Here is a 19779-nt window from a genome sequence, read left to right as displayed (position 1 = left end):
TGGCCGCGAACCGATCACCGACGATCGGCCGGTAGCCTTTGCGCGAACAGCACACCGCCGGACCACACGAGGGTGCGGTCGGGACTGACGGAGAGGGCTGCAACGTTATGGAAGAGCCGCGTCGCCTCGGCGGCCGGTACGAGCTGAGCCACGTGCTCGGCCGCGGTGGCATGGCCGAGGTCTACCTCGGTCACGACACCCGGCTCGGCCGTACCGTCGCCGTCAAGACCCTGCGCGCCGATCTCGCCCGCGACCCGTCCTTCCAGGCCCGGTTCCGGCGCGAGGCCCAGTCGGCCGCGTCGCTCAACCACCCGGCGATCGTCGCGGTCTACGACACCGGCGAGGACTACGTCGACAACATCTCCATCCCGTACATCGTGATGGAGTACGTCGACGGCTCCACCCTGCGCGAACTCCTGCACTCCGGCCGCAAGCTGCTGCCCGAGCGCACCCTGGAGATGACGACCGGCATCCTCCAGGCCCTGGAGTACTCGCACCGGGCCGGCATCGTCCACCGCGACATCAAGCCCGCCAACGTCATGCTGACCCGCACCGGCCAGGTCAAGGTCATGGACTTCGGCATCGCCCGCGCCATGGGTGACTCCGGCATGACCATGACGCAGACCGCCGCCGTCATCGGCACCGCCCAGTACCTCTCCCCGGAGCAGGCCAAGGGCGAGCAGGTCGACGCGCGGTCCGACCTCTACTCCGCCGGCTGCCTGCTCTACGAGCTCCTCAGCGTCCGGCCGCCGTTCATCGGCGACTCCCCGGTGGCCGTCGCCTACCAGCACGTACGGGAAGAGCCCCAGCCCCCGTCGAACTTCGACCCCGAGATCACGCCCGAGATGGACGCGATCGTGTTGAAGGCTCTGGTCAAGGACCCCGACTACCGCTACCAGTCCGCCGACGAGATGCGCGCCGACATCGAGGCCTGCCTCGACGGCCAGCCCGTCGCCGCGACCGCCTCGATGGGCGCCGCCGGATACGGCTACCCCGACCAGGGCGGCTACGGACACCAGGGCTACGACCAGCCCACCACCGCACTGCGCGCCACCGACTCCGGCGGCCAGACGTCGATGCTCCCGCCGATGCCCCCGGGCGACAACGGCTACGGGTACGGCGACCAGGGCGGTCACGGCGGCTACGACCAGGGCCACGGCCGGCGCCAGAAGAAGAGCCGGGCCTCGACGATCCTGCTGGTCCTCGCCGGCGTGCTCGTCCTCGTCGGCGCCATCCTGATCGGCCGCTCCGTCTTCAACGGCGGCGCCGACAACCGGCCCAACGTGCCCAAGCTGATCGGCGAAACGCTGGAGGCGGCGCAGAGCGACGCCAACAACGTGGGCCTCAAGGTGGTGAAGGAAGCCGACGAGCCCTGCGACAGCCAGCCCAAGGGCAAGGTCTGCTCGCAGAACCCGCAGCCCGACACCAAGCTCGACAAGGGCGAAGCGATCAAGGTGAAGATCTCCTCGGGCGCCCCCAAGGTGCCGGTGCTCGACGTCATCAACCTGACGTTCGACAACGCGGAGAAGACGCTCAAGGACAAGGGCTTCCAGGTCGAGCGCAAGACCCAGGAGTCCGAGCGCACGGCGGGGACGGTCCTCGACCAGAACCCCAAGGCCGGCAGCGAGGCCGAGAGGAACTCGGTGATCACGCTGATCGTGGCCAAGGAGGTCTCGAAGACCGAGGTGCCCGACCTCACCGGGAAGACCAAGGAGGATGCCGCCAAGCTGCTCCAGCAGGCGAACCTCAAGCTCGGCAGCACCACCGAGGCCGACGCTCCCGCCGGGACGGCGCCGAAGACGGTGTTCCAGCAGCAGTTCCCGCCCGGCGAGCAGCTCAAGCCGGGCAGCTCGGTCAGCATCACGGTCGCCAAGGCCGCGCAGACGACCGACGTCCCCAACCTGGCCGGCAAGACGGTGTCCCAGGCCCGGGGCATCCTGGCCGGCAAGGGCCTGACCTTCGGCGCGGTCGTCGCGGGCCCGGGTGACGAGAACGCGAAGGTCATCATCTCGGACCCGCCGGCCGGTACGCAGGTCCCGCCGGGCACCGTGGTGAACGTGACCACGATCGCCGGTGGCGGCGGTCAGCAGGACGGCGGCAACGGCTTCTTCGGCGGGCTCACCGGCCGCCGCTAGCCAGACGCGAAAGCCCGGCCCCTCGTCGTGTGCGAGGGGCCGGGCTTTTCGTCGTCCGGGCCGTGGTCGTGCGCCCGCTCGGGGGGTCTCGCGGGCTTCAGCGGGTTCGAGCGGGCTCACGCGGGCTCCAGCGGGCTTCACGCGGGCCCCAGCGGGCTCACACGGGCCGCAGCGGGCTCACACGGGCCGCTGTGTGGCCGTCTGAGGCGTCACACGTGAAGCCTTGGCCATCGCCGCCCGGGGGGGTTCCACGACGCCCCACAGCGGCCTTCCGGCGGCTCCGGTGCTAGCGCAGCTCCGCCGGAGGGGTCCGCTTCGCGTCCACCTTCTCGGTCCGCACCAGCTCGCCCCACACGATGTAGCGGTACTTCGAGGTGTACACCGGCGTGCAGGTCGTCAGCGTGATGTACCGGCCCGGGGCCGTCCTGCCCGATTCCTTCGGGACCGCGGAGATCACGTCCACGTTGTACTTCGACGTCTGCCGCAGCTCCGCGAACACCTTGTAGACGTACCAGGTGTCCCGGGTCTCGAAGACGACCGCGTCGCCGTTCTTCACCTTGTCGATGTTGTGGAACTTCGCCCCGTGCCCGTCCCGGTGCGCGGCGAGCGAGAAGTTCCCCGACGCGTCCCACGGCAGCCCCGCCTTCACCGGCTCCGTGTAGTACCCCGCGACTCCGTCGTTCAGGACGTCCGGCGCCGTACCCCGCTTGACCAGCACCTCGCCGTTGCGCATCGCCGGAACGTGCAGGAACCCGACCCCGCCCTGCGTGTCCAGCGCCCCCGGCGCGGCCTGCGCCCCCGCCGTGGGCGGCCGCGTCCACAGCTGGCGGACCTCGTCGCCCCGCGCCGACGCCTGCCGGTCCGCGAGGACGTTCGTCCACCACAGCGAGTACGCCACGAACAGCGCCAGCACCAGGCCCAGCGTGATCAGGAACTCGCCCAGCAGGCTCAGGAACCCCGCGAGCACGCTGCGGTTGCCGGTCGGTGCCGCGGCGCGGCGGCGGGAACGAGACACTGCGGATCCGTCCTTACGGGCTGGTCAGCGCGGGCGGAGCGCCCTGGCTGCGCGGGCGTTCATCGATCATCCTGCCCCACACGATCATCCGGAAGGTGCTCGTGAACTCCGGCGTGCAGGTCGTCAGCGTGATGTACCGGCCGGCCGAAGTGAAGCCGGAACCCTGCGGAACCGGCTTCAGCACCGACACGTTCGCCGGCGGGGTCTGCGGCAGCGCCGAGGTCATCTCGTACGTGTAGTACGCGTCCCGCGTCTCGACCACGATCGGGTCACCGGGCACCAGCCGGTTGATGAAACGGAACGGTTCGCCGTGGGTGTTGCGGTGCCCGGCCACCGCGAAGTTGCCCTGTTTGTCCGCCGGCATCGCCGTCTTCAGCGCGCCCTCGCCGTAGTGCCCGACCATCCCCTTGTCGAGCACCTTCGGCTTGCTGATCCCCTCGGCCACCGGAACCTTTACGTCCAGCTTCGGGATGTACAGGATCGCGAAGCCCTGCCCGGGCTCGAACGCCGTCACCGGCGGCGCGGCGGCCCCGTCCGGGGCCGGCTGCTCCCAGTCCTTGCGCAGCGAGCCCGCGGCCCCGTTCGCCGTCCGCTCCGCCAGGACGTTCGTGTACCAGAGCTGGTAGGCCACGAAGAGCAGCATCACCAGGCCCAGCGTGATGAACAGCTCCCCGGCCAGCCGGCTGGCGACCACCAGCGGACCGCCCGAGCGCGGACGGCGCCGCCGCCGGCCGCCGCCGCGCCTGCGCGCGCGTTTCGCGGCCTCCTGCGCCGCCCTGCGCCGCGCGGCCCGGCCCTCGGCGGGCGCGGACGGCGCGAGGGCGGTCACGCGACGGCCTTGCCCACCACCGGGGCCAGCCCCACCGACCGCTCCACGGCTCCCGCGTCACCGCACCGCACCAGCCAGTTCGCGAGCATCCGGTGGCCCCACTCGGTCAGCACCGACTCGGGGTGGAACTGCACACCCTCCACGTCGTGCTCCCGGTGCCGCAGCCCCATGATGATCCCGTCCTCGGTGCGCGCCGTGACCTCCAGCGCGTCCGGCAGGGTCCCGGGCTCGGCGGCGAGGGAGTGGTAGCGGGTCGCGGTGAAGGGCGAGGGAAGGCCCTCGAAGACGCCCCGGCCCTCGTGGACCACCGGCGAGGTCTTGCCGTGCAGCAGCTCGGGCGCCCGGCCCACGACCCCTCCGTAGGCGACGGCCATCGACTGCATGCCGAGGCAGACGCCGAAGACCGGAACTCCGGTGTCCGCGCAGTGCCGGACCATGTCGACGCAGACGCCGGCCTCTTCCGGGGTGCCCGGTCCGGGCGAGAGGAGGACGCCGTCGAAGCCGTCCTGCGCGTGTGCGAGCCCGACCTCGTCGTTGCGGAGCACCTCGCATTCGGCGCCGAGCTGGTAGAGGTACTGGACCAGGTTGAAGACGAAGCTGTCGTAGTTGTCGACAACCAGAATGCGCGCGCTCACGGAGTGGCTCCCGATCCCTCGTCCACCGTCACGTCGTTGAACGGAAGCAGGGGCTCCGCCCACGGGAAGACGTACTGGAAGAGCACGTACACCACCGCGAGGACCAGTACGAGGGAGATCAGCGCGCGCACCCACGCGTTGCCCGGCAGCTGCCGCCAGATCCAGCCGTACATGCCGTCTGCTTGCCTTCCGTTCCACGTTCGTCCCGCACACCGCGGGAGGCGGTACCGCAACAGACTAAAGGCAGCGGCCCCGCCCGGGGGGTCAGCTGCGCAATCCCTCCGGTCCGCCCCGTGCGACGGGCCGGGTCCCGGTCAGCTCCGCCCAGACGACCAGCCGGTGGCTGTGCCCCCATTCCGGATCGCAGGTCGTCAGCGTCAGGTACCGGCCGGGGACCGTGAACGGCGACCTGTCCGGCACCGGGCCCACCACCCCGGTCTCGGTCGGCAGGATCCGCAGCGGCTCGGCGCGGACGGTGTACGTGTACCAGCTCGTCGCGTCCTTGAGGATGACGGCGTCCCCCGGGCGCAGCTCGGGGAAGTCCTTGAAGGGGTCCCCGTACGTCCGCCGGTGTCCCGCCACGGAGAAGTTCCCGGTGCCGCCGGGACGGGCCGTGCCCGCGTAGTGGCCGAGCCCCTTCTTCAGCAACTCGGTGCCGGTGCCCTCCAGCACGGGCTTGTGCCAGTCGGCGCCGAAGCGCGGGACGTACATCTCGGCGAAGGCCCGGCCCGCGGGATAGCCGGCGGGCGCCTCGGGCGACGCCTCCGCGCCGGGCGAGGGTGCGGGAGCGGGTGCCGGAACGGGTGCCGGAGCCTGGGCCGCCGCCGACCAGCTGTCGCGCAGCCGCGCCATCTCCTCGTCCATGGCCCGGTCGGCCTTGACCCCGGTCCACAGCAGGACGTACGCCACGAACAGCACGATCAGGGTGCCGACGGTCAGGCACGCCTCGCTGAACGTCCGTACCACCAGGCGCAGTACGACGTCAGGGCGTGCTCGTCGCGGACGAGGGGACCACGGGCTTCGCATAGTGGAGGTCCACTGTGCCGGAGTACCCCGGCAGTGTCAGCGACCTGTGCTCGTCCACTTTCCAGCCGAGCCCGTACGCGTTGACGTACAGCTGGTAGTTCTGCAGCGCCGGGGAGGCCGCCAGGGCCTTGCGCAGCGCCGCCGGGTCGCCGACCGCCGACACCTTGTAGGGGGGCGAGTAGACGCGGCCCTGGAGGATCAGGGTGTTGCCGACGCAGCGCACCGCGCTGGTGGCGATGAGTCGCTGGTCCATGACCTGGATGCCCTCGGCGCCGCCCTGCCAGAGGGCGTTCACCACCGCCTGGAGGTCCTGCTGGTGGATCACCAGGTCGTTGGGCTGCGGCTCGGGCACGTTGGGGATGCGGGCGGTGGCGTTCGGCGGGGCGTCGTTGAGCGTGACGGTCAGGCCCTTGCCGGTGAGCTCCTCGGTACCGGACGCGGTGCGCAGGGCGGCGAGCTTGGCGTCCTCGGCCTTGGTGCTGCTGTCGCCGTGTTCGGCAAGGGCGTCCACCCGGCCGCGCACGGCCGCGGTGCTCTGCTCCAGCTGGGCGTTGTTCTGGCTGCGCTCGTGGATCACGTCGGACAGCTTCAGGAGGGACGCGTCCGTCCGGATGTTCGTACCCTTGGACGTGTTGAAGCTGGTGACGAAAATCAGGCCTGCCAAGGCGAAAACGGCGGCCGTCAGCAGCCGGGCCGGTCGCAGCCGGCGACGGGGACCCGCGGAGGAGTCGTCGGAATTGCTCAACGTACCCTTCTCCTTCAACGCCACAGGTCCACTACGCTAACGGACGCCCGGGGCAGGCAAGGTCCCCAGCGCATCGACAGGAGAGCCCCTCGTGCCGAAGTCACGTATCCGCAAGAAGGACGACTACACGCCGCCGCCGGCGAAGCAGGCGCAGACCATCAGGCTGACCAACCGCAGCTGGGTCGCCCCGGTCATGCTGGCCTTCTTCCTGATCGGCCTGGCCTGGATTGTCGTCTTCTACGTGACCGACACCCAGCTGCCGATCGAGGCGCTGGGCAATTGGAACATCGTGGTCGGTTTCGGATTCATCGCGGCGGGATTCGGCGTCTCCACGCAGTGGAAGTAAGCCCCCCGCCTTAGCGCAGTCGGGGCCTCCGCGAAAGCTCTCCCCATGAGTTATCCACAGCGTCATCCACACCTGAGGAAAAGACAGAAGATCTGTGGATAACTCTGTGGAGAGTTGACGCCGGTGTGATCAGGTGAGTGCGGCCGTCCGGGCCATTACCAGGGCGGCTGCCAGCAGGAACACCGCCACACAGGTTCCCCACTGGATGAGGGTGCGTCTGCGGCCCGTCGCCGGCCGCAGCAGCCCGGCCGCGACCAGCGCACCGGTCACGAGGCCGCCCACATGGGCCTGCCAGGACACGCTCAGACCGCCGAACGGCACGAAGGTCAGCACCAGCATCAGTACGACCATCGTGATGACGGGCCGCATTTCGTACCGCAGCCGGCGCACCAGCACGACGGTCGCGCCGAGCAGACCGAAGACGGCGCCGGACGCGCCGAGCGTCGGAACGTACACCGGGGTGAGCAGATAGACGAGGGCGCTGCCACCCAGCCCCGACAGCAGGTAGACGGCGAGGTACCGGGACCGGCCGAGGGCCGCCTCCAGTGGAGAGCCGATCACCCACAGGCCGAGCATGTTGCCGGCGATGTGCCACCACTGCACGTGCAGGAACACCGAGGTCAGCAGCCGGTAGTACTCGCCGGTGGAGACGCCTTGCACGGGACCGCCGAGGTAGTCCACGTAGCGGCCGAGCAGCTCCGCCTGGACGACCAGCCCCGGGACGGCGAAGCCCAGCAGGAACACCGCGGCATTGATCCCGATCAGGACCTTGGTGACGAGGTGGGGATCGGCGGCGATCGCGCCGCCCGCGATGGTGCGCGGGACGCCGGCGGCCGGGCGGTGGCCGGTGCCGGAGCCCTCACGGACGCATTCGGGGCACTGGAAGCCGACCGAGGCGCTGATCATGCACTCCGGGCAGATGGGGCGTTCGCAGCGGGTGCAGCGAATCCCCGTGTCGCGGTCCGGGTGGCGATAGCAGCCCGGGAGGCGGTCGGTGTCCATCGGTCCCCTCGATCAGAGGCGGGAGACAGGGATGCCCCGCCGGTCCATGTATCCAGGACGGACGGGCGGGGCGGAAAGGTTCCCGGGCGGTCGCTGCGGAAGGGCCGGCGGCTCGTCAGCGCCTCTCGATGACGACGGACTGGATGATCACGTCGTCGAGGGGCCGCTCGGTGCGCGGGTTCGTCCGGCCGCCGGCGATCGCGTCGACGATCTTCCGGCTGGCCTTGTCGGTGACCTCGCCGAAGATGGTGTGCTTGCGGGTCAGCCAGGCGGTGGGGGCGACGGTGATGAAGAACTGCGAGCCGTTGGTGCCCGGGCCCGCGTTGGCCATCGCGACCAGGTAGGGCTTGGTGAAGGCCAGGTCGGGGTGGAACTCGTCGCCGAACTGGTATCCGGGGCCGCCCGTGCCGTTCCCGAGCGGGTCGCCGCCCTGGATCATGAAGCCGGAGATGACACGGTGGAAGACGGTGCCGTCGTACAGCGGGTCCGTGGTCTTCTGGCCGTCCGTGGGACGTGTCCATTCACGGGCGCCGGTGGCCAGCTCCACGAAGTTGCGGACCGTCTTCGGCGCGAAGTTCTCCAAGAGCTCGAACTCGATGTCGCCGTGATTCGTCTTCAGGGTGGCGTAGAGCTTCTCGGCCACGGATCTGCCTTCCATAGTCATCACTGTCGGTTTCAGATACTCCCACGCTGCGCATCCAGGTACAGAGATTCGCCCACCCGGATGCCCTGTCGCGCATGCCTCTCGACAAGATGGCAGGCATGATCCGACAAAGGGTGGAAAGGTGAACTGTGTCCGCCACCGAGGAGGAGGATCCTGTGACCCGCAAGGACAGCGTGCGCCTGGCCGCCGAAAGCGCCAGGGACACCGTGAAGCACGCGGCGGAAGCGGTGGCGCCATACGCGGAAACCGCCAAGGGCGCTGCCGTGCACTACGCGCAGGAAGCGAACGAGCGGCTGGCGCCGATGGTGTCGCACGCGGCCCTGGAGGCCTCGCGGCACGCGCGTTCGACGTATGACACCCATCTGCATCCCCGGATGCAGGCCGCCCGCTCCTACGTGCCGCCGAACGTGGACCGGGCGGCGACGAAGGCGGTCCACGAGACGCGGCGCGCGGCCCGGCAGGCCGCCGAGTACACCCAGCCCCGTATCGAGAGCGCGATCGCCTCGGCCCAGCCGGTGGCGGAGGAGGCCGCGTCGCGGTCGGTGGCGACCGTGGCGGCGCTGCGCGGCCAGGTGACGGCCGAGGAGGTACGGCGGCTGGTACGGCGCCACGAGCGGCGTGCGCACCTGGCCCGCCTGGCCAAGGGCGTGGCCGTGGTCGGCCTGGTCGCGGGCGGCGTCTACCTCGCGTGGCGCTGGTGGGACCAGCAGTCGAACCCGGACTGGCTGGTCGAACCGCCGGCGGCGACGGAACTGTCGGCGCAGGACTCCGAACCGGCCAGCTTCGATGACGAGTTGGCGGACAAGGAGCGCGAGGCGCGGACGTCTTCGGACGACAGCTGACGCCACGCGGAAAGGGGCCCGGACCACGTCCGGGCCCCTTTCCGTATCAGTGGGGGAGCGTGAGGATCATCCCCGGCCGGATCAGGTCGGGGTTGGAGCCGATCACGCCCCGGTTCATGGCGTAGAGCTCGCGCCAGCGCGCCTCGTTGCCGAGTTCACGGCGGGCGATCTCGGAGAGCGAGTCACCCGGCCTCACGGTGTACGCGCGCTTCGCGGCGACGGGCGCCGCCGCGACGGACTTGTGCGCGGCGGAACCGGGGGTGGGCGTGTAGGGGGCGTGCATGGCCGGGGGAGGCGCCGGCCGGGTGCGCGCGACGGGGGGCTCGGGGGCAGCGGCGACGGACTTGTGCGCCGCGGAACCGGGGGTGGGGGTGTGCGACACGCGCCTCGGCGGCGCCGCGGCCGCCATCCGCTCGGCGGCGGCCTTGGTGGCCTCGGCGGCGTCCACGTACTTACCGCCCATCGCGGAACCCGGGCCGGCGGCGACGACCGGCGGCGCGGCGCCCTTCTCCTCCACCTGCTCCTTCGCCATGTCGGCGGCCTCGTGCGCCTTCTTCTTGTCGGACTTCAGGAAGTCGAAGATTCCCATGGACATACGCCTCCGGCGGGCCGTGGCTTCCCGGTCTGGGTGCCTCCCCCCACTGTCGACCACGAACCCCCGGACGGCCCCACGACCGACCCATCCGAGCGACACCCCGGCCGGCGCGGTCTCCGCGGGCATCGCGGCGAATCCCTCACGGCCGGCTGCCCGTTGGCCTTCACCCTCGGCGATGCCCTCGCCGCCGGACGCGGCAGCTGATGTTTCACGTGAAACACAAAAGGCCCCCTGGCCGCGTTTCCGCAGGTCAGGGGACCTTTTTACTGTGGAGCTTAGGAGATTCGAACTCCTGACATCTGCCTTGCAAAGGCAGCGCTCTACCAACTGAGCTAAAGCCCCGTGGAACCGGACGCGACCGTCTCCCGGGAGGGATTGGCCGTTCCGCAGAACAGAGTACCGGGTGTACCCCCTCTTCCCGCAAAATGATAGGGACTCCCGCCGTGCGACCACTCTCCGTAAGATGCTCGCGAGGTTCGCACCAGCGAAGGGGAGTAGTCAGAGTGGACGCAGTACAGCAAGAGGCCACGGCCAGAGCCAGAGAGCTTCAGCGCAGTTGGTACGGGGAGCCGCTGGGGGCGCTCTTCCGCCGGCTCATAGATGACCTCGGCTTGAACCAGGCTCGCCTCGCTGCCGTCCTCGGGCTGTCGGCGCCGATGCTGTCCCAGCTGATGAGCGGCCAGCGCGCCAAGATCGGGAACCCGGCCGTGGTCCAGCGGGTCCAGGCCCTCCAGGATCTCGCCGGCCAGGTCGCCGACGGGAGCGTCAGCGCGGTGGAGGCGACCGACCGGATGGACGAGATCAAGAAGACCCAGGGGGGTTCGGTCCTCAGCAACAGCGGTCAGACCGCCACCAGCAGCGGCGCGCCGACCGTCAAGCGGGTCGTCCGGGAGATCCAGTCGCTGCTGCGCTCGGTCTCCGCGGCCGGCGACATCATCGACGCCGCGGACACCCTCGCTCCCAGCCATCCCGAGCTGGCAGAGTTCCTCCGGGTGTACGGCGCCGGCCGCACCGCGGACGCGGTGGCCCACTACGAGGCGCACCAGAACTGACACGAGGACGACGAGGGTGACGGGGGACGGGCGCAGCGATGGGTGAGATCTTCGCCGGTCGGTACGAGCTGGCCGATCCGATCGGGCGCGGCGGCGCCGGTGCCGTCTGGCGCGCCTGGGACCACCGGCGCCGTCGGTACGTCGCGGCGAAGGTGCTCCTGCAGAGCGACGCCCACACCCTGCTCCGGTTCGTCCGGGAGCAGGCGGTGCGGATCGACCACCCCCATGTGCTGGCCCCCGCCAGCTGGGCGGCGGACGACGACAAGGTCCTGTTCACCATGGACCTCGTCGCCGGCGGTTCCCTCGCCCATGTGATCGGGGATTACGGACCGTTGCCTCCGCGGTTCGTGTGCACCCTGCTCGACCAGCTGCTCTCGGGCCTGGCGGCCGTGCACGCCGAGGGGGTCGTCCACCGCGACATCAAACCGGCCAACATCCTGATGGAGGCCACCGGAACCGGGCGGCCGCACCTGCGGCTGTCCGACTTCGGCATCTCGATGCGCAAGGGCGAGCCCCGGCTCACCGAGACCGACTACGTGGTGGGCACGCCCGGCTATTTCGCCCCCGAGCAAATGCTGGGCGCCGAGCCCGACTTCCCGGCCGACCTCTTCGCCGTCGGGCTGGTCGCGCTCTACCTCCTGACGGGCAGCAAGCCCGATTCCCGGGCCCTGGTGGAGCACTACCTCGCCCACGGCACGCCCGGCGCGCCCGAGGGCGTCCCCGCGCCCCTGTGGGACGTCATCGCGAACCTCTTGCGTCCGGACCCCCAGAGCCGGTTCCGGACCGCCACAGGGGCCCGCAAGGCCCTTGCCGAGGCAGTGGAGCTGCTGCCCGTGTCCTCGCCGGACGAGTACCCGGTGGAGGTGTTCGACCAACTCGGTCCGCTCCCGGCCGGTTTCGGCCCCCAGGGGCCGTCGAGCACCGGCGCCGTCACCCCGAGCTCGCCAACCGTCGCCGCCCCGGCCACCGCTCAGGCCCCGGCTCAGGCCACCGCCCCGGCCACCGTCCCGGCTCCGGCTCCGGCTCCGGCTCCGGCTCCGGCTCCGGCTCCGGCTCCGGCCACCGTCCCGGCACCGGCCACGGCCACGGCCCCGAACCCGGCCACCGCCCCGGCACCGGCCCCCGCTGCCGCGCCCGCCGGGTTCGGGCCGCCGCCGGCGTCGTACGGGCCCTCGCAGACGGGCAGCTTCCACCTCTCCCCGCCGTCGCCCGCGTCTCCCCCGGCCCCGACGACACCGACGGCGCCGCCCGCCCGTCCCGGCGGGATCGCCCCGCCCGCGCCGCTGGTCACCGCCGCCTTCCTCGCGGCGGCGCTGCTCTGCTTCGCCCTCGGCGTCTGGGCGCTGACCCAGATGTAGCTCCGGATGTGGCGACGGATGTGGCTACGGGGTCCCGCGCCCCCGCCGCGCGAGCAGGATCCACCCGCCCAGCACGAGCAGCAGCAGCGCCCCGGCGCCGAACCCGGCCCCGGCCACGACCCGCATCGCCGAGCGGTTCTCGGCGGCGTCGGCGGCCTCCGGCGCGGTCAGCCCGTCCCTGGCAGCGTTCCGCTCGTCGGCGCCCACCCCGAACCCGGCGGCGCTCAGGCTCTCCTCGTACGCGGGCGCCTTGGCCGCGTCGCCGCCGACCTGCACGCGCAGGGTCAGCGGGACCGGGGTCGCGTCCTCGGTGAACTCCGCGACCTTCCCGCCCAGGGTCACGGCCAGGTAGTACCAGCCGGCCAGCCGGGCCCCGCGCACCTCGGCGTCGCCCGAGAAGCGGTTCTCGTACGCCACGGGCGCCGTCTTCGGCAGGGTCACGCCCGCCTGCTTGCCGTCGTAGGAGGTCTCCTTGGAGTCCACCAGGGCGCGGTACGGGCTGTACAGGGCGACGGAGAGCCCGTTGGAGGCGGAGCCGTACTGCTTGGTCATGGCGGCCTTGGCGATCTCGGCGCTGAGCCCGAGCTGCTGCCCCCAGTCGACCGGGACCCGGTAGTAGCGGGTCTGGCCGGGGCGCAGGTCGTCGCGCCACACCCCGCTGTCCAGGGCCCGGGCGTCGTTGAACCCGGTGCCGCCGGTGCGGGCCACCGGATCGGTGCCGGGGAGCGCGGGGGAGGCGGAGGGCCAGACGCTGGGCGCGGTGGTCGGGGCGCTGCCGGTGCCGAGGCCCGGTTCGCGCTGGATCTTCAACTCCACGGGCCACGCCCGCTGGTCGGAGTCCTTGGCGGCGGTACGGGTGACCCGCGCGAAGTAGGTGCCCCGGCCCTGGCACTCGGCGTCCTCCTCCAGCCGCCGTACGGCCACGGCGCTGACGGGGACGGGATCGTAACCGAAGCCGGCCCGGCCGGTGTTGTTCTGGCAGCGCCGCCCCTCGGTGGTGATGATCTCCACCTCGATGCCGTCGCCGTAGCCGACCTTGGCCCCCCGCGGCGGCTGGACGACGGCCGAGACGTACACGCTGGAGTCGTCGTCGAGGTTCAGCCGGTAGAGGCGCTCCCCGGGGCCGAGGGTGTCCGAGTAGACCCCGCCCACGTCCACGAGCGGGGCGTCGGCCGTGGTGGGCTTGCCCTCGACCTTCCTGGCGCCCTCGGCCGGCCGGTACGCCGCCGCCCCCGCCTGCGGGGACGGCTCGGCGGCGTACCCGGCACGCGCCGCATACGCGCCCCCCGGCGACCCCAGGACGGCGACGGCCGCGGCCAGGGCCACCGCCCCGGCCACCGCCGTGCGCGGCACCCGGTTCCGAACGCGGCCCCGACCCATCACGCCCACCCCGCATTTGCTAGCGCAAGCCAAATCCTTGCAAACCGCAATTTTCCGTCACGGAACAGCACAAAGCCCCGGCCGCAGCGGCAACCGGGGCTCCATGAGATCAATCTCGGGTCTCACACACCGGAACCAGAAGGCACGGAGTCAGTTGCCTCCGTCCACAGGTCCTGCTCGGCGCGGTCCGCCTGGATCTGGCGGTACACGAGGAGCCCGCCGATGGCGGCCAGTGCGACCAGGAGCAGCTTCTTCACCGCGCGACCTCGTCTTTCGTTGACGTTGGGGACTTCTGGCGGCCAACAATACACACCGACCGATACCGATCGGTTACCTGGGAAGGCCCCGGCAGACCCCAGCCGGTACGGCACCAGGCACGGCACCGGCACGGCACCGGCACGACGCCCGTGAGCCACCGGCCCGCCAACTGACCCAACGACAAAGACCCCCGGGCCGGTGGGCCTGGGGGTCTTCGACACTGTGGGGCTAACAGGATTTGAACCTGTGGCCTCATCCTTATCAGGGATGCGCTCTAACCAACTGAGCTATAGCCCCATCCGCGCTGCGCGCTGACTCCTGAAGATTAGCGCACAGACGCGGTCCCGCCAAAATCCGTTCCTGCCGGGCGTCCGCGCAGGTCAATCAGCAGGTCACTCGTCCTCGGCGAGCGTGAGCTCCACGCCGCCGACGAACCCTGCCGACAGGTTGTAGATGAACGCGCCCAGCGTCGCCAGCGCCGTCGCCAGCACCACGTCGATCACCGCGATCACCGACGTGAAGATCAGTACGCGCGGCAGCGACAGGAACGACTGCAGGTCGAAGCCGTTGCCCTCGTTCGACCCGGTGGCCTCGCTGATGGTGCCGCCGACGGTCGAGAAGACGCCCATGGCGTCCATGACCATCCACAGCACCGCCGACGCCACGATGGTGCAGACGCCGAGCGCGATCGACAGCAGGAAGCTGACCTTCATCACCGACCACGGGTCGGCCTTCGCCACCCGCAGCCGCGCCTTGCGCGTCCTCGGCGCCGTACGGACCGCCGTACGGGCCTTCTTCTGCGCCGCGGCGCCCGCGGCGGTCTCCGAGCCGCTCCGCGGGGCGACCGGGCCCGAAGGCGCCGTGTGAGCCTGCGACGGCTGGTACGGCTGTGCGCCGCCGCCCTGTTCCTTGCCCGCGGCCGCGCCCGAGCCGGCGGCGCCCGCCGCCGTGCCCGTGCCCGAACCCTTGCCCGCGCCCGCCTTCGAGCCGTTCTTCGGCTTCGACTGCGACTGCGGTCCTCGGGTATCCGTCACCGTTGTCCCCCTGCCTTCGGCGGTGGTGTCCCCACCCTGGGAGTCCGCGGCGGGGCCACGGGCACCATCCGCTCCAGTCTTTGCCGGTCCGGCGCCCGTGGCTCCACTCACGCTTACTCCTCGTGCTCCCCAGCCGAAGGCGACGTGCCCCCGGCGGCCTCGGCGGCCTGTCCTTCGACTGCCGCCTCGGTCGTCTCGGTATCGATGTCGATGTCGTTCTCGTCGACCTCGTCAGCATCCTGACCGGCCTCGGCGTTGCGCGCGATACCCACCACGGCATCCCGCTTGCCCAGATTGATCAGCTGGACGCCCATGGTGTCACGGCCGGTCTCCCTGACTTCGTTGACGCGCGTACGGATCACACCACCGCCGAGCGTGATGGCGAGAATCTCGTCCGTTTCGTCCACGACCAGGGCCCCGACGAGCGACCCGCGGTCCTCCACGATCTTGGCGGCCTTGATGCCCAGACCACCACGGCCCTGGACGCGGTACTCGTCCACCGGGGTCCGCTTGGCGTAACCGCCGTCGGTCGCCGTGAAGACGAACGTACCGGGGCGCACCACGCTCATGGAGAGCAGCTCGTCCCCCTCGCGGAAGCTCATGCCCTTCACGCCCGAGGTCGCGCGGCCCATCGGACGCAGCGCCTCGTCGGTGGCCGTGAAGCGGATCGACTGCGCCTTCTTGCTGATCAGCAGCAGGTCGTCCTCGGCGGACACCAGCTCGGCGCCGATCAGCTCGTCGGCAGCGCCGTCGGCGCCGTCGGCGCCCGTCTCCCGGAGGTTGATCGCGATCACGCCGCCCGAACGGGGCGAGTCGTAGTCCTTGAGCGCCGTCTTCTTCACCAGGCCGCCCTTGGTGGCCAGGATCAGGTACGGCGCGGCCTCGTAGTCGCGGATCGCGAGGATCTGGGCGATCTTCTCGTCCGGCTGGAAGGCCAGCAGGTTCGCCACGTGCTGCCCGCGCGCGTCGCGCCCGGCGTCCGGGAGCTCGTACGCCTTGGAGCGGTAGACCCGGCCCTTGTTCGTGAAGAACAGCAGCCAGTGGTGCGTGGTCGAGACGAAGAAGTGGTCGACGAGGTCGTCCTGCTTCAGCTTCGTGCCGCGCACGCCCTTGCCGCCGCGCTTCTGCGAGCGGTAGTCCTCGGTCTTGGTGCGCTTGACGTAGCCGCCGTGCGTGATCGTGACGACGATGTCCTCTTCGGCGATCAGGTCCTCCATGGACATGTCGCCGTCGAAGGGCACCAGCTTGGAACGCCGGTCGTCGCCGAACTTCTCGACGATCGCCGCCAGTTCCTCGCTGACGATCGAGCGCTGCCGCGCCTCGGAGCGCAGGATCTCGTTGTACTCGTTGATCTTGGCCTGGAGCTCGTCGTGCTCGGCGACGATCTTCTGCCGCTCCAGCGCCGCAAGGCGCCGCAGCTGCATCTCCAGGATCGCGTTCGCCTGGATCTCGTCGATCTCCAGCAGGCCCATCAGGCCCTCGCGCGCGATCTCGACGGTGTTGCTGCGCCGGATCAGCGCGATGACCTCGTCGATCGCGTCCAGCGCCTTGAGCAGACCGCGCAGGATGTGCGCCCGCTCCTCCGCCTTGCGCAGGCGGAACTTCGTGCGCCGGACGATGACCTCGATCTGGTGCGTCACCCAGTGGCGGATGAACGCGTCGATCGACAGCGTGCGCGGCACGCCGTCCACCAGCGCCAGCATGTTCGCGCCGAAGTTCGTCTGCAGGTCGGTGTGCTTGTACAGGTTGTTCAGCACGACCTTCGCGACCGCGTCGCGCTTGAGCACGATCACCAGGCGCTGACCCGTCCGCGACGAGGTCTCGTCGCGCACGTCGGCGATGCCGCCGATCTTGCCGTCCTTCACCAGGTCGGCGATCTTCTGCGCCAGGTTGTCCGGGTTGGTCTGGTACGGAAGCTCCGTCACCACCAGGCACTGGCGGTTCTGGATCTCCTCGACCTCCACCACCGCGCGCATCGTGATCGAGCCGCGCCCGGTCCGGTACGCCTCCTCGATGCCCTTGCGGCCCACGACCAGCGCGCCCGACGGGAAGTCGGGGCCCTTGATCCGCTCGATGAGCGCGTCCTGCAGCTCCTCGTGCGAGGCGTCCGGGTGCTCCAGCGCCCACTGGGCGCCGGCCGCGACCTCGCGCAGGTTGTGCGGCGGGATGTTGGTGGCCATACCGACGGCGATTCCGGCGGAGCCGTTGACCAGCAGGTTCGGGAACCGCGCCGGCAGGACGGTCGGCTCCTGGTTGCGGCCGTCGTAGTTGTCCGTGAAGTCGACGGTCTCCTCGTCGATGTCCCGGAGCATCTCCATGGCCAGCGGCATCAGCTTGCACTCGGTGTAGCGCATCGCGGCCGCCGGGTCGTTGCCCGGAGAGCCGAAGTTGCCGTTCGAGTCCACCAGCGGCATCCGCAGCGACCACGGCTGGGCCAGGCGGACCAGGGCGTCGTAGATCGAGGAGTCACCGTGCGGGTGGTAGGTGCCCATGACGTCACCGACGACACGGGCGCACTTGTAGAAGCCCTTCTCGGGCCGGTAGCCGCCGTCGTACATCGCGTACAGCACACGACGGTGGACCGGCTTGAGGCCGTCCCGTACGTCGGGCAGCGCGCGGGAGACGATGACGGACATCGCGTAGTCGAGGTAGGAGCGCTGCATCTCCGTCTCAAGCCCGACGGGCTCGATCCGCAGCACGGGCTGCTCCTCCGCGGAGTTCTCGGCAGTGGGGGTGGTTTCGTCGGCCATTGCTGGTCAGAAATCCTTTCAGGCGGTCAGCTGAGCCGACTCAGATGTCGAGGAACCGAACGTCCTTGGCGTTGCGCTGGATGAAGGAGCGCCGCGCCTCGACGTCCTCACCCATCAGCACCGAGAACAGGTCGTCGGCCTGCGCGGCGTCGTCCAGGGTGACCTGGCCGAGCACGCGGTGGTCCACGTCCATGGTGGTGATGCGCAGTTCCTCGGCGTTCATCTCGCCCAGACCCTTGAAGCGCTGGATCGAGTCTTCCCTGATCCGCTTGCCGTTCTGCTTGCCGAGCTCGACCAGGGCGTCGCGCTCACGGTCCGAGTACGCGTACTCGAAGTCGTCCCGGCCCCACTTGATCTTGTACAGCGGCGGGCGCGACAGGTACACGTGACCCGCCTCGACCAGCGGCCGCATGAAGCGGAACAGGAAGGTCAGCAGCAGGGTGTTGATGTGCTGGCCGTCGACGTCGGCGTCCGCCATCAGGATGATCTTGTGATAGCGGAGCTTCTCGATGTCGAAGTCCTCGTGCACACCGGTGCCGAAGGCGCTGATCAGCGCCTGGACCTCGGTGTTCTGGAGGATCTTGTCGATACGGGCCTTCTCGACGTTCAGGATCTTGCCACGGATCGGCAGGATGGCCTGGTACATCGGGTTGCGGCCGGACTTCGCGGAACCACCGGCCGAGTCACCCTCGACGATGAAGATCTCGCACTTGGTCGGGTCGTTCGACTGGCAGTCCGACAGCTTGCCCGGCAGCGAGGCGCTCTCCAGCAGACCCTTGCGGCGCGTCAGGTCGCGGGCCTTGCGGGCCGCGACGCGCGCCGTGGCCGCCTGGATCGACTTGCGGATGATGTCCGCGGCCTCGACCGGGTTGCGGTCGAACCAGTCGTTGAGGTGCTCGTGCACGACCTTCTGCACGAAGGTCTTGGCCTCCGTGTTGCCCAGCTTGGTCTTCGTCTGGCCCTCGAACTGCGGCTCGCCCAGCTTGACCGAGATGATCGCCGTCAGACCCTCGCGGATGTCCTCGCCGGCGAGGTTGTCGTCCTTCTCCCGCAGCAGCTTCTTGTCGCGCGCGTAGCGGTTCACCAGACCCGTCAGCGCCGCACGGAAGCCCTCCTCGTGCGTACCGCCCTCGTGCGTGTGGATCGTGTTCGCGAAGGAGTAGACCCCCTCCGTGTACTGCGAGTTCCACTGCATCGCGATCTCGACCGAGAGCATGCGCTCCTTGTCCTCGGCCTCGACGTCGATGACGGTCGGGTGGATCATCTCGCCCTTGCGCGAGTTCAGGTACTTCACGAAGTCGACGATGCCGCCCTCGTAGTAGTACTTGACCGTGCGCGCGGGGGGCTCGACCGCGTCCGCGTCGGGGTCGTCCGCACCGACGGTCGCCTTCGCCGACTCGCGCTCGTCCGTCAGCGTCAGGGTCAGGCCCTTGTTGAGGAAGGCCATCTCCTGGAAGCGCCGCGACAGCGTCTCGAAGGAGTACTCGGTCGTCTCGAAGATGTCGCCGTCGGCCCAGAACGTGACCGTCGTGCCGTGCGCGTCGGTCTCCTCGTTCTTCGCGAGGGCGGCCGTGGGAGCGCCGAGCTTGTAGTCCTGGGTCCAGCGGTATCCGTCGCGCTTGACCTCGACCGCGACCTTCGTCGACAGGGCGTTCACGACGGACACGCCCACACCGTGCAGACCGCCGGAGACGGCGTAGCCGCCGCCGCCGAACTTGCCGCCCGCGTGCAGGACCGTCAGCACGACCTCGACGGCCGGCTTGCCCTCGGACGGCACGATGTCGACCGGGATGCCGCGGCCGTTGTCGACGACCCGCACACCGCCGTCGGCGAGGATCGTCACGTCGATGGTGTCCGCGTGCCCGGCCAGGGCCTCGTCGACCGAGTTGTCCACAACCTCGTAGACAAGGTGGTGCAGCCCGCGCTCACCGGTCGAGCCGATGTACATGCCCGGGCGCTTGCGGACCGCGTCCAGGCCCTCGAGGACCTGGATCGCGCTGGCGTCGTACGAGGCGGTTACCTCGCCGTTCTCGCCGGCTGTGGACTCGTTCTTCTCGTTGGGGTTGCCGGAATCGGCCACGAAGCGCCCTTTCTGGCACAGCACAGGCCGTAC

At 70.3% G+C, this 19779-nt stretch carries 18 protein-coding genes, 2 tRNA genes and 1 pseudogene; 5 read left to right on the top strand and 16 right to left on the bottom strand.

The window, feature by feature from the left end; genetic code table 11:
* The first annotated feature begins 107 nt into the window (after positions 1-107).
* Positions 108-2135: a Stk1 family PASTA domain-containing Ser/Thr kinase gene (gene pknB / locus EES41_RS18800; RefSeq protein ID WP_123079583.1), complete on the top strand. Its 2028-nt coding sequence runs from the start codon at positions 108-110 to the stop codon at positions 2133-2135.
* Between the two features lie 286 nt (positions 2136-2421).
* On the opposite strand, the gene EES41_RS18795 is transcribed toward pknB, so the two are convergent.
* The 6 genes and pseudogenes from EES41_RS18795 to EES41_RS18775 form a co-directional block, all read right to left on the bottom strand.
* Entirely contained in the window at positions 2422-3150 is a 729-nt protein-coding gene (locus tag EES41_RS18795) for a class E sortase (protein WP_123079582.1), read from the bottom strand.
* A 13-nt stretch (positions 3151-3163) separates the two neighbouring features.
* A pseudogene (locus tag EES41_RS18790) lies at positions 3164-4009 on the bottom strand (class E sortase); the annotation flags it as partial.
* Positions 3976-4614: an aminodeoxychorismate/anthranilate synthase component II gene (locus tag EES41_RS18785; protein ID WP_073797768.1), complete on the bottom strand. Its 639-nt coding sequence runs from the start codon at positions 4612-4614 to the stop codon at positions 3976-3978. The pseudogene EES41_RS18790 and the gene EES41_RS18785, both read right to left, overlap by 34 nt.
* A complete protein-coding gene (locus EES41_RS41480; protein WP_037797887.1) occupies positions 4611-4787 on the bottom strand; it encodes a hypothetical protein in 177 nt (58 codons plus the stop codon). The genes EES41_RS18785 and EES41_RS41480 overlap by 4 nt, the downstream gene beginning before the upstream one ends.
* A 91-nt stretch (positions 4788-4878) precedes the next feature.
* Positions 4879-5640, bottom strand: a complete 762-nt coding sequence (locus EES41_RS18780) for a class E sortase (RefSeq protein WP_123079580.1) — start codon at positions 5638-5640, stop codon at positions 4879-4881.
* Positions 5597-6385, bottom strand: coding sequence for a DUF881 domain-containing protein (locus EES41_RS18775; protein WP_123079579.1), 789 nt, complete (start codon positions 6383-6385; stop codon positions 5597-5599). Before EES41_RS18775 ends, EES41_RS18780 begins: the two co-directional genes overlap by 44 nt.
* Positions 6386-6476: 91 nt before the next feature.
* On the opposite strand from EES41_RS18775, the gene crgA reads away from it, so the two are divergent.
* Positions 6477-6731: a cell division protein CrgA gene (crgA, locus tag EES41_RS18770; protein WP_037797883.1), complete on the top strand. Its 255-nt coding sequence runs from the start codon at positions 6477-6479 to the stop codon at positions 6729-6731.
* Between the two features lie 129 nt (positions 6732-6860).
* On the opposite strand, the gene EES41_RS18765 is transcribed toward crgA, so the two are convergent.
* Both EES41_RS18765 and EES41_RS18760 read right to left on the bottom strand, forming a co-directional pair.
* Entirely contained in the window at positions 6861-7733 is an 873-nt protein-coding gene (locus EES41_RS18765) for a rhomboid family intramembrane serine protease (protein WP_123079578.1), read from the bottom strand.
* A gap of 115 nt (positions 7734-7848) precedes the next feature.
* On the bottom strand, positions 7849-8376 hold the full coding sequence (locus tag EES41_RS18760) for a peptidylprolyl isomerase (RefSeq protein ID WP_123079577.1): 528 nt from the start codon (positions 8374-8376) through the stop codon (positions 7849-7851).
* Positions 8377-8552: 176 nt separating this feature from the next.
* On the opposite strand from EES41_RS18760, the gene EES41_RS18755 reads away from it, so the two are divergent.
* On the top strand, positions 8553-9239 hold the full coding sequence (locus EES41_RS18755) for a DUF5324 family protein (protein ID WP_123082552.1): 687 nt from the start codon (positions 8553-8555) through the stop codon (positions 9237-9239).
* Between the two features lie 46 nt (positions 9240-9285).
* On the opposite strand, the gene EES41_RS18750 is transcribed toward EES41_RS18755, so the two are convergent.
* On the bottom strand, positions 9286-9828 hold the full coding sequence (locus tag EES41_RS18750; RefSeq protein WP_254211494.1) for a LysM peptidoglycan-binding domain-containing protein: 543 nt from the start codon (positions 9826-9828) through the stop codon (positions 9286-9288).
* 275 nt (positions 9829-10103) lie between these two features.
* Positions 10104-10176, bottom strand: a tRNA-Ala gene (locus EES41_RS18745).
* 161 nt (positions 10177-10337) lie between these two features.
* Between EES41_RS18745 and EES41_RS18740 the strand changes: the two genes are divergently transcribed.
* Together EES41_RS18740 and EES41_RS18735 are read left to right on the top strand one after the other, a co-directional pair.
* Positions 10338-10886: a transcriptional regulator gene (locus EES41_RS18740; protein WP_008743899.1), complete on the top strand. Its 549-nt coding sequence runs from the start codon at positions 10338-10340 to the stop codon at positions 10884-10886.
* Positions 10887-10924: 38 nt separating this feature from the next.
* Entirely contained in the window at positions 10925-12244 is a 1320-nt protein-coding gene (locus tag EES41_RS18735; RefSeq protein ID WP_123079575.1) for a serine/threonine-protein kinase, read from the top strand.
* A 24-nt stretch (positions 12245-12268) separates the two neighbouring features.
* Here EES41_RS18735 and EES41_RS41475 read toward each other — a convergent pair whose 3' ends face one another.
* From EES41_RS41475 to gyrB, 6 genes are all read right to left on the bottom strand, one after another.
* Positions 12269-13624 carry a hypothetical protein gene (locus EES41_RS41475; RefSeq protein ID WP_164495878.1) on the bottom strand — a complete coding sequence of 452 codons (1356 nt, stop codon included), beginning with the start codon at positions 13622-13624 and terminating at the stop codon, positions 12269-12271.
* A gap of 122 nt (positions 13625-13746) precedes the next feature.
* A complete protein-coding gene (locus EES41_RS42340) occupies positions 13747-13881 on the bottom strand; it encodes a DLW-39 family protein (RefSeq protein ID WP_208809277.1) in 135 nt (44 codons plus the stop codon).
* Positions 13882-14105: 224 nt separating this feature from the next.
* Positions 14106-14179, bottom strand: a tRNA-Ile gene (locus EES41_RS18720).
* Between the two features lie 95 nt (positions 14180-14274).
* Positions 14275-15027 (bottom strand): DUF3566 domain-containing protein, encoded by a 753-nt coding sequence (locus tag EES41_RS18715; RefSeq protein WP_123079574.1) that lies wholly within the window; start codon positions 15025-15027, stop codon positions 14275-14277.
* 2 nt (positions 15028-15029) lie between these two features.
* Complete coding sequence (gene gyrA / locus EES41_RS18710) at positions 15030-17666, bottom strand: DNA gyrase subunit A (protein WP_123079573.1); 2637 nt, start codon at positions 17664-17666, stop codon at positions 15030-15032.
* Between the two features lie 40 nt (positions 17667-17706).
* Positions 17707-19770, bottom strand: coding sequence for a DNA topoisomerase (ATP-hydrolyzing) subunit B (gyrB, locus tag EES41_RS18705; protein ID WP_123079572.1), 2064 nt, complete (start codon positions 19768-19770; stop codon positions 17707-17709).
* Positions 19771-19779 lie beyond the last annotated feature (9 nt).

This window comes from Streptomyces sp. ADI95-16 (assembly GCF_003721495.1).
Taxonomy (GTDB): Bacteria; Actinomycetota; Actinomycetes; order Streptomycetales; family Streptomycetaceae; genus Streptomyces; species Streptomyces goshikiensis.
The sequence above is the reverse complement of the archived record's forward strand: the minus strand, read 5'-3'. Positions and strand labels throughout refer to the sequence as shown.

Bases quoted from the DNA above. Each gene is read 5' to 3' on its own strand.
- pknB (WP_123079583.1), top strand. From the start codon at position 108: ATGGAAGAGCCGCGTCGCCTCGGCGGCCGGTACGAGCTGAGCCACGTG.
- EES41_RS41480 (WP_037797887.1), bottom strand. From the start codon at position 4,787: ATGTACGGCTGGATCTGGCGGCAGCTGCCGGGCAACGCGTGGGTGCGC.
- EES41_RS18780 (WP_123079580.1), bottom strand. From the start codon at position 5,640: ATGCGAAGCCCGTGGTCCCCTCGTCCGCGACGAGCACGCCCTGACGTC.
- EES41_RS18765 (WP_123079578.1), bottom strand. From the start codon at position 7,733: ATGGACACCGACCGCCTCCCGGGCTGCTATCGCCACCCGGACCGCGAC.
- EES41_RS18750 (WP_254211494.1), bottom strand. From the start codon at position 9,828: ATGGGAATCTTCGACTTCCTGAAGTCCGACAAGAAGAAGGCGCACGAG.
- EES41_RS18735 (WP_123079575.1), top strand. From the start codon at position 10,925: ATGGGTGAGATCTTCGCCGGTCGGTACGAGCTGGCCGATCCGATCGGG.
- EES41_RS41475 (WP_164495878.1), bottom strand. From the start codon at position 13,624: ATGGGTCGGGGCCGCGTTCGGAACCGGGTGCCGCGCACGGCGGTGGCC.
- gyrA (WP_123079573.1), bottom strand. From the start codon at position 17,666: ATGGCCGACGAAACCACCCCCACTGCCGAGAACTCCGCGGAGGAGCAG.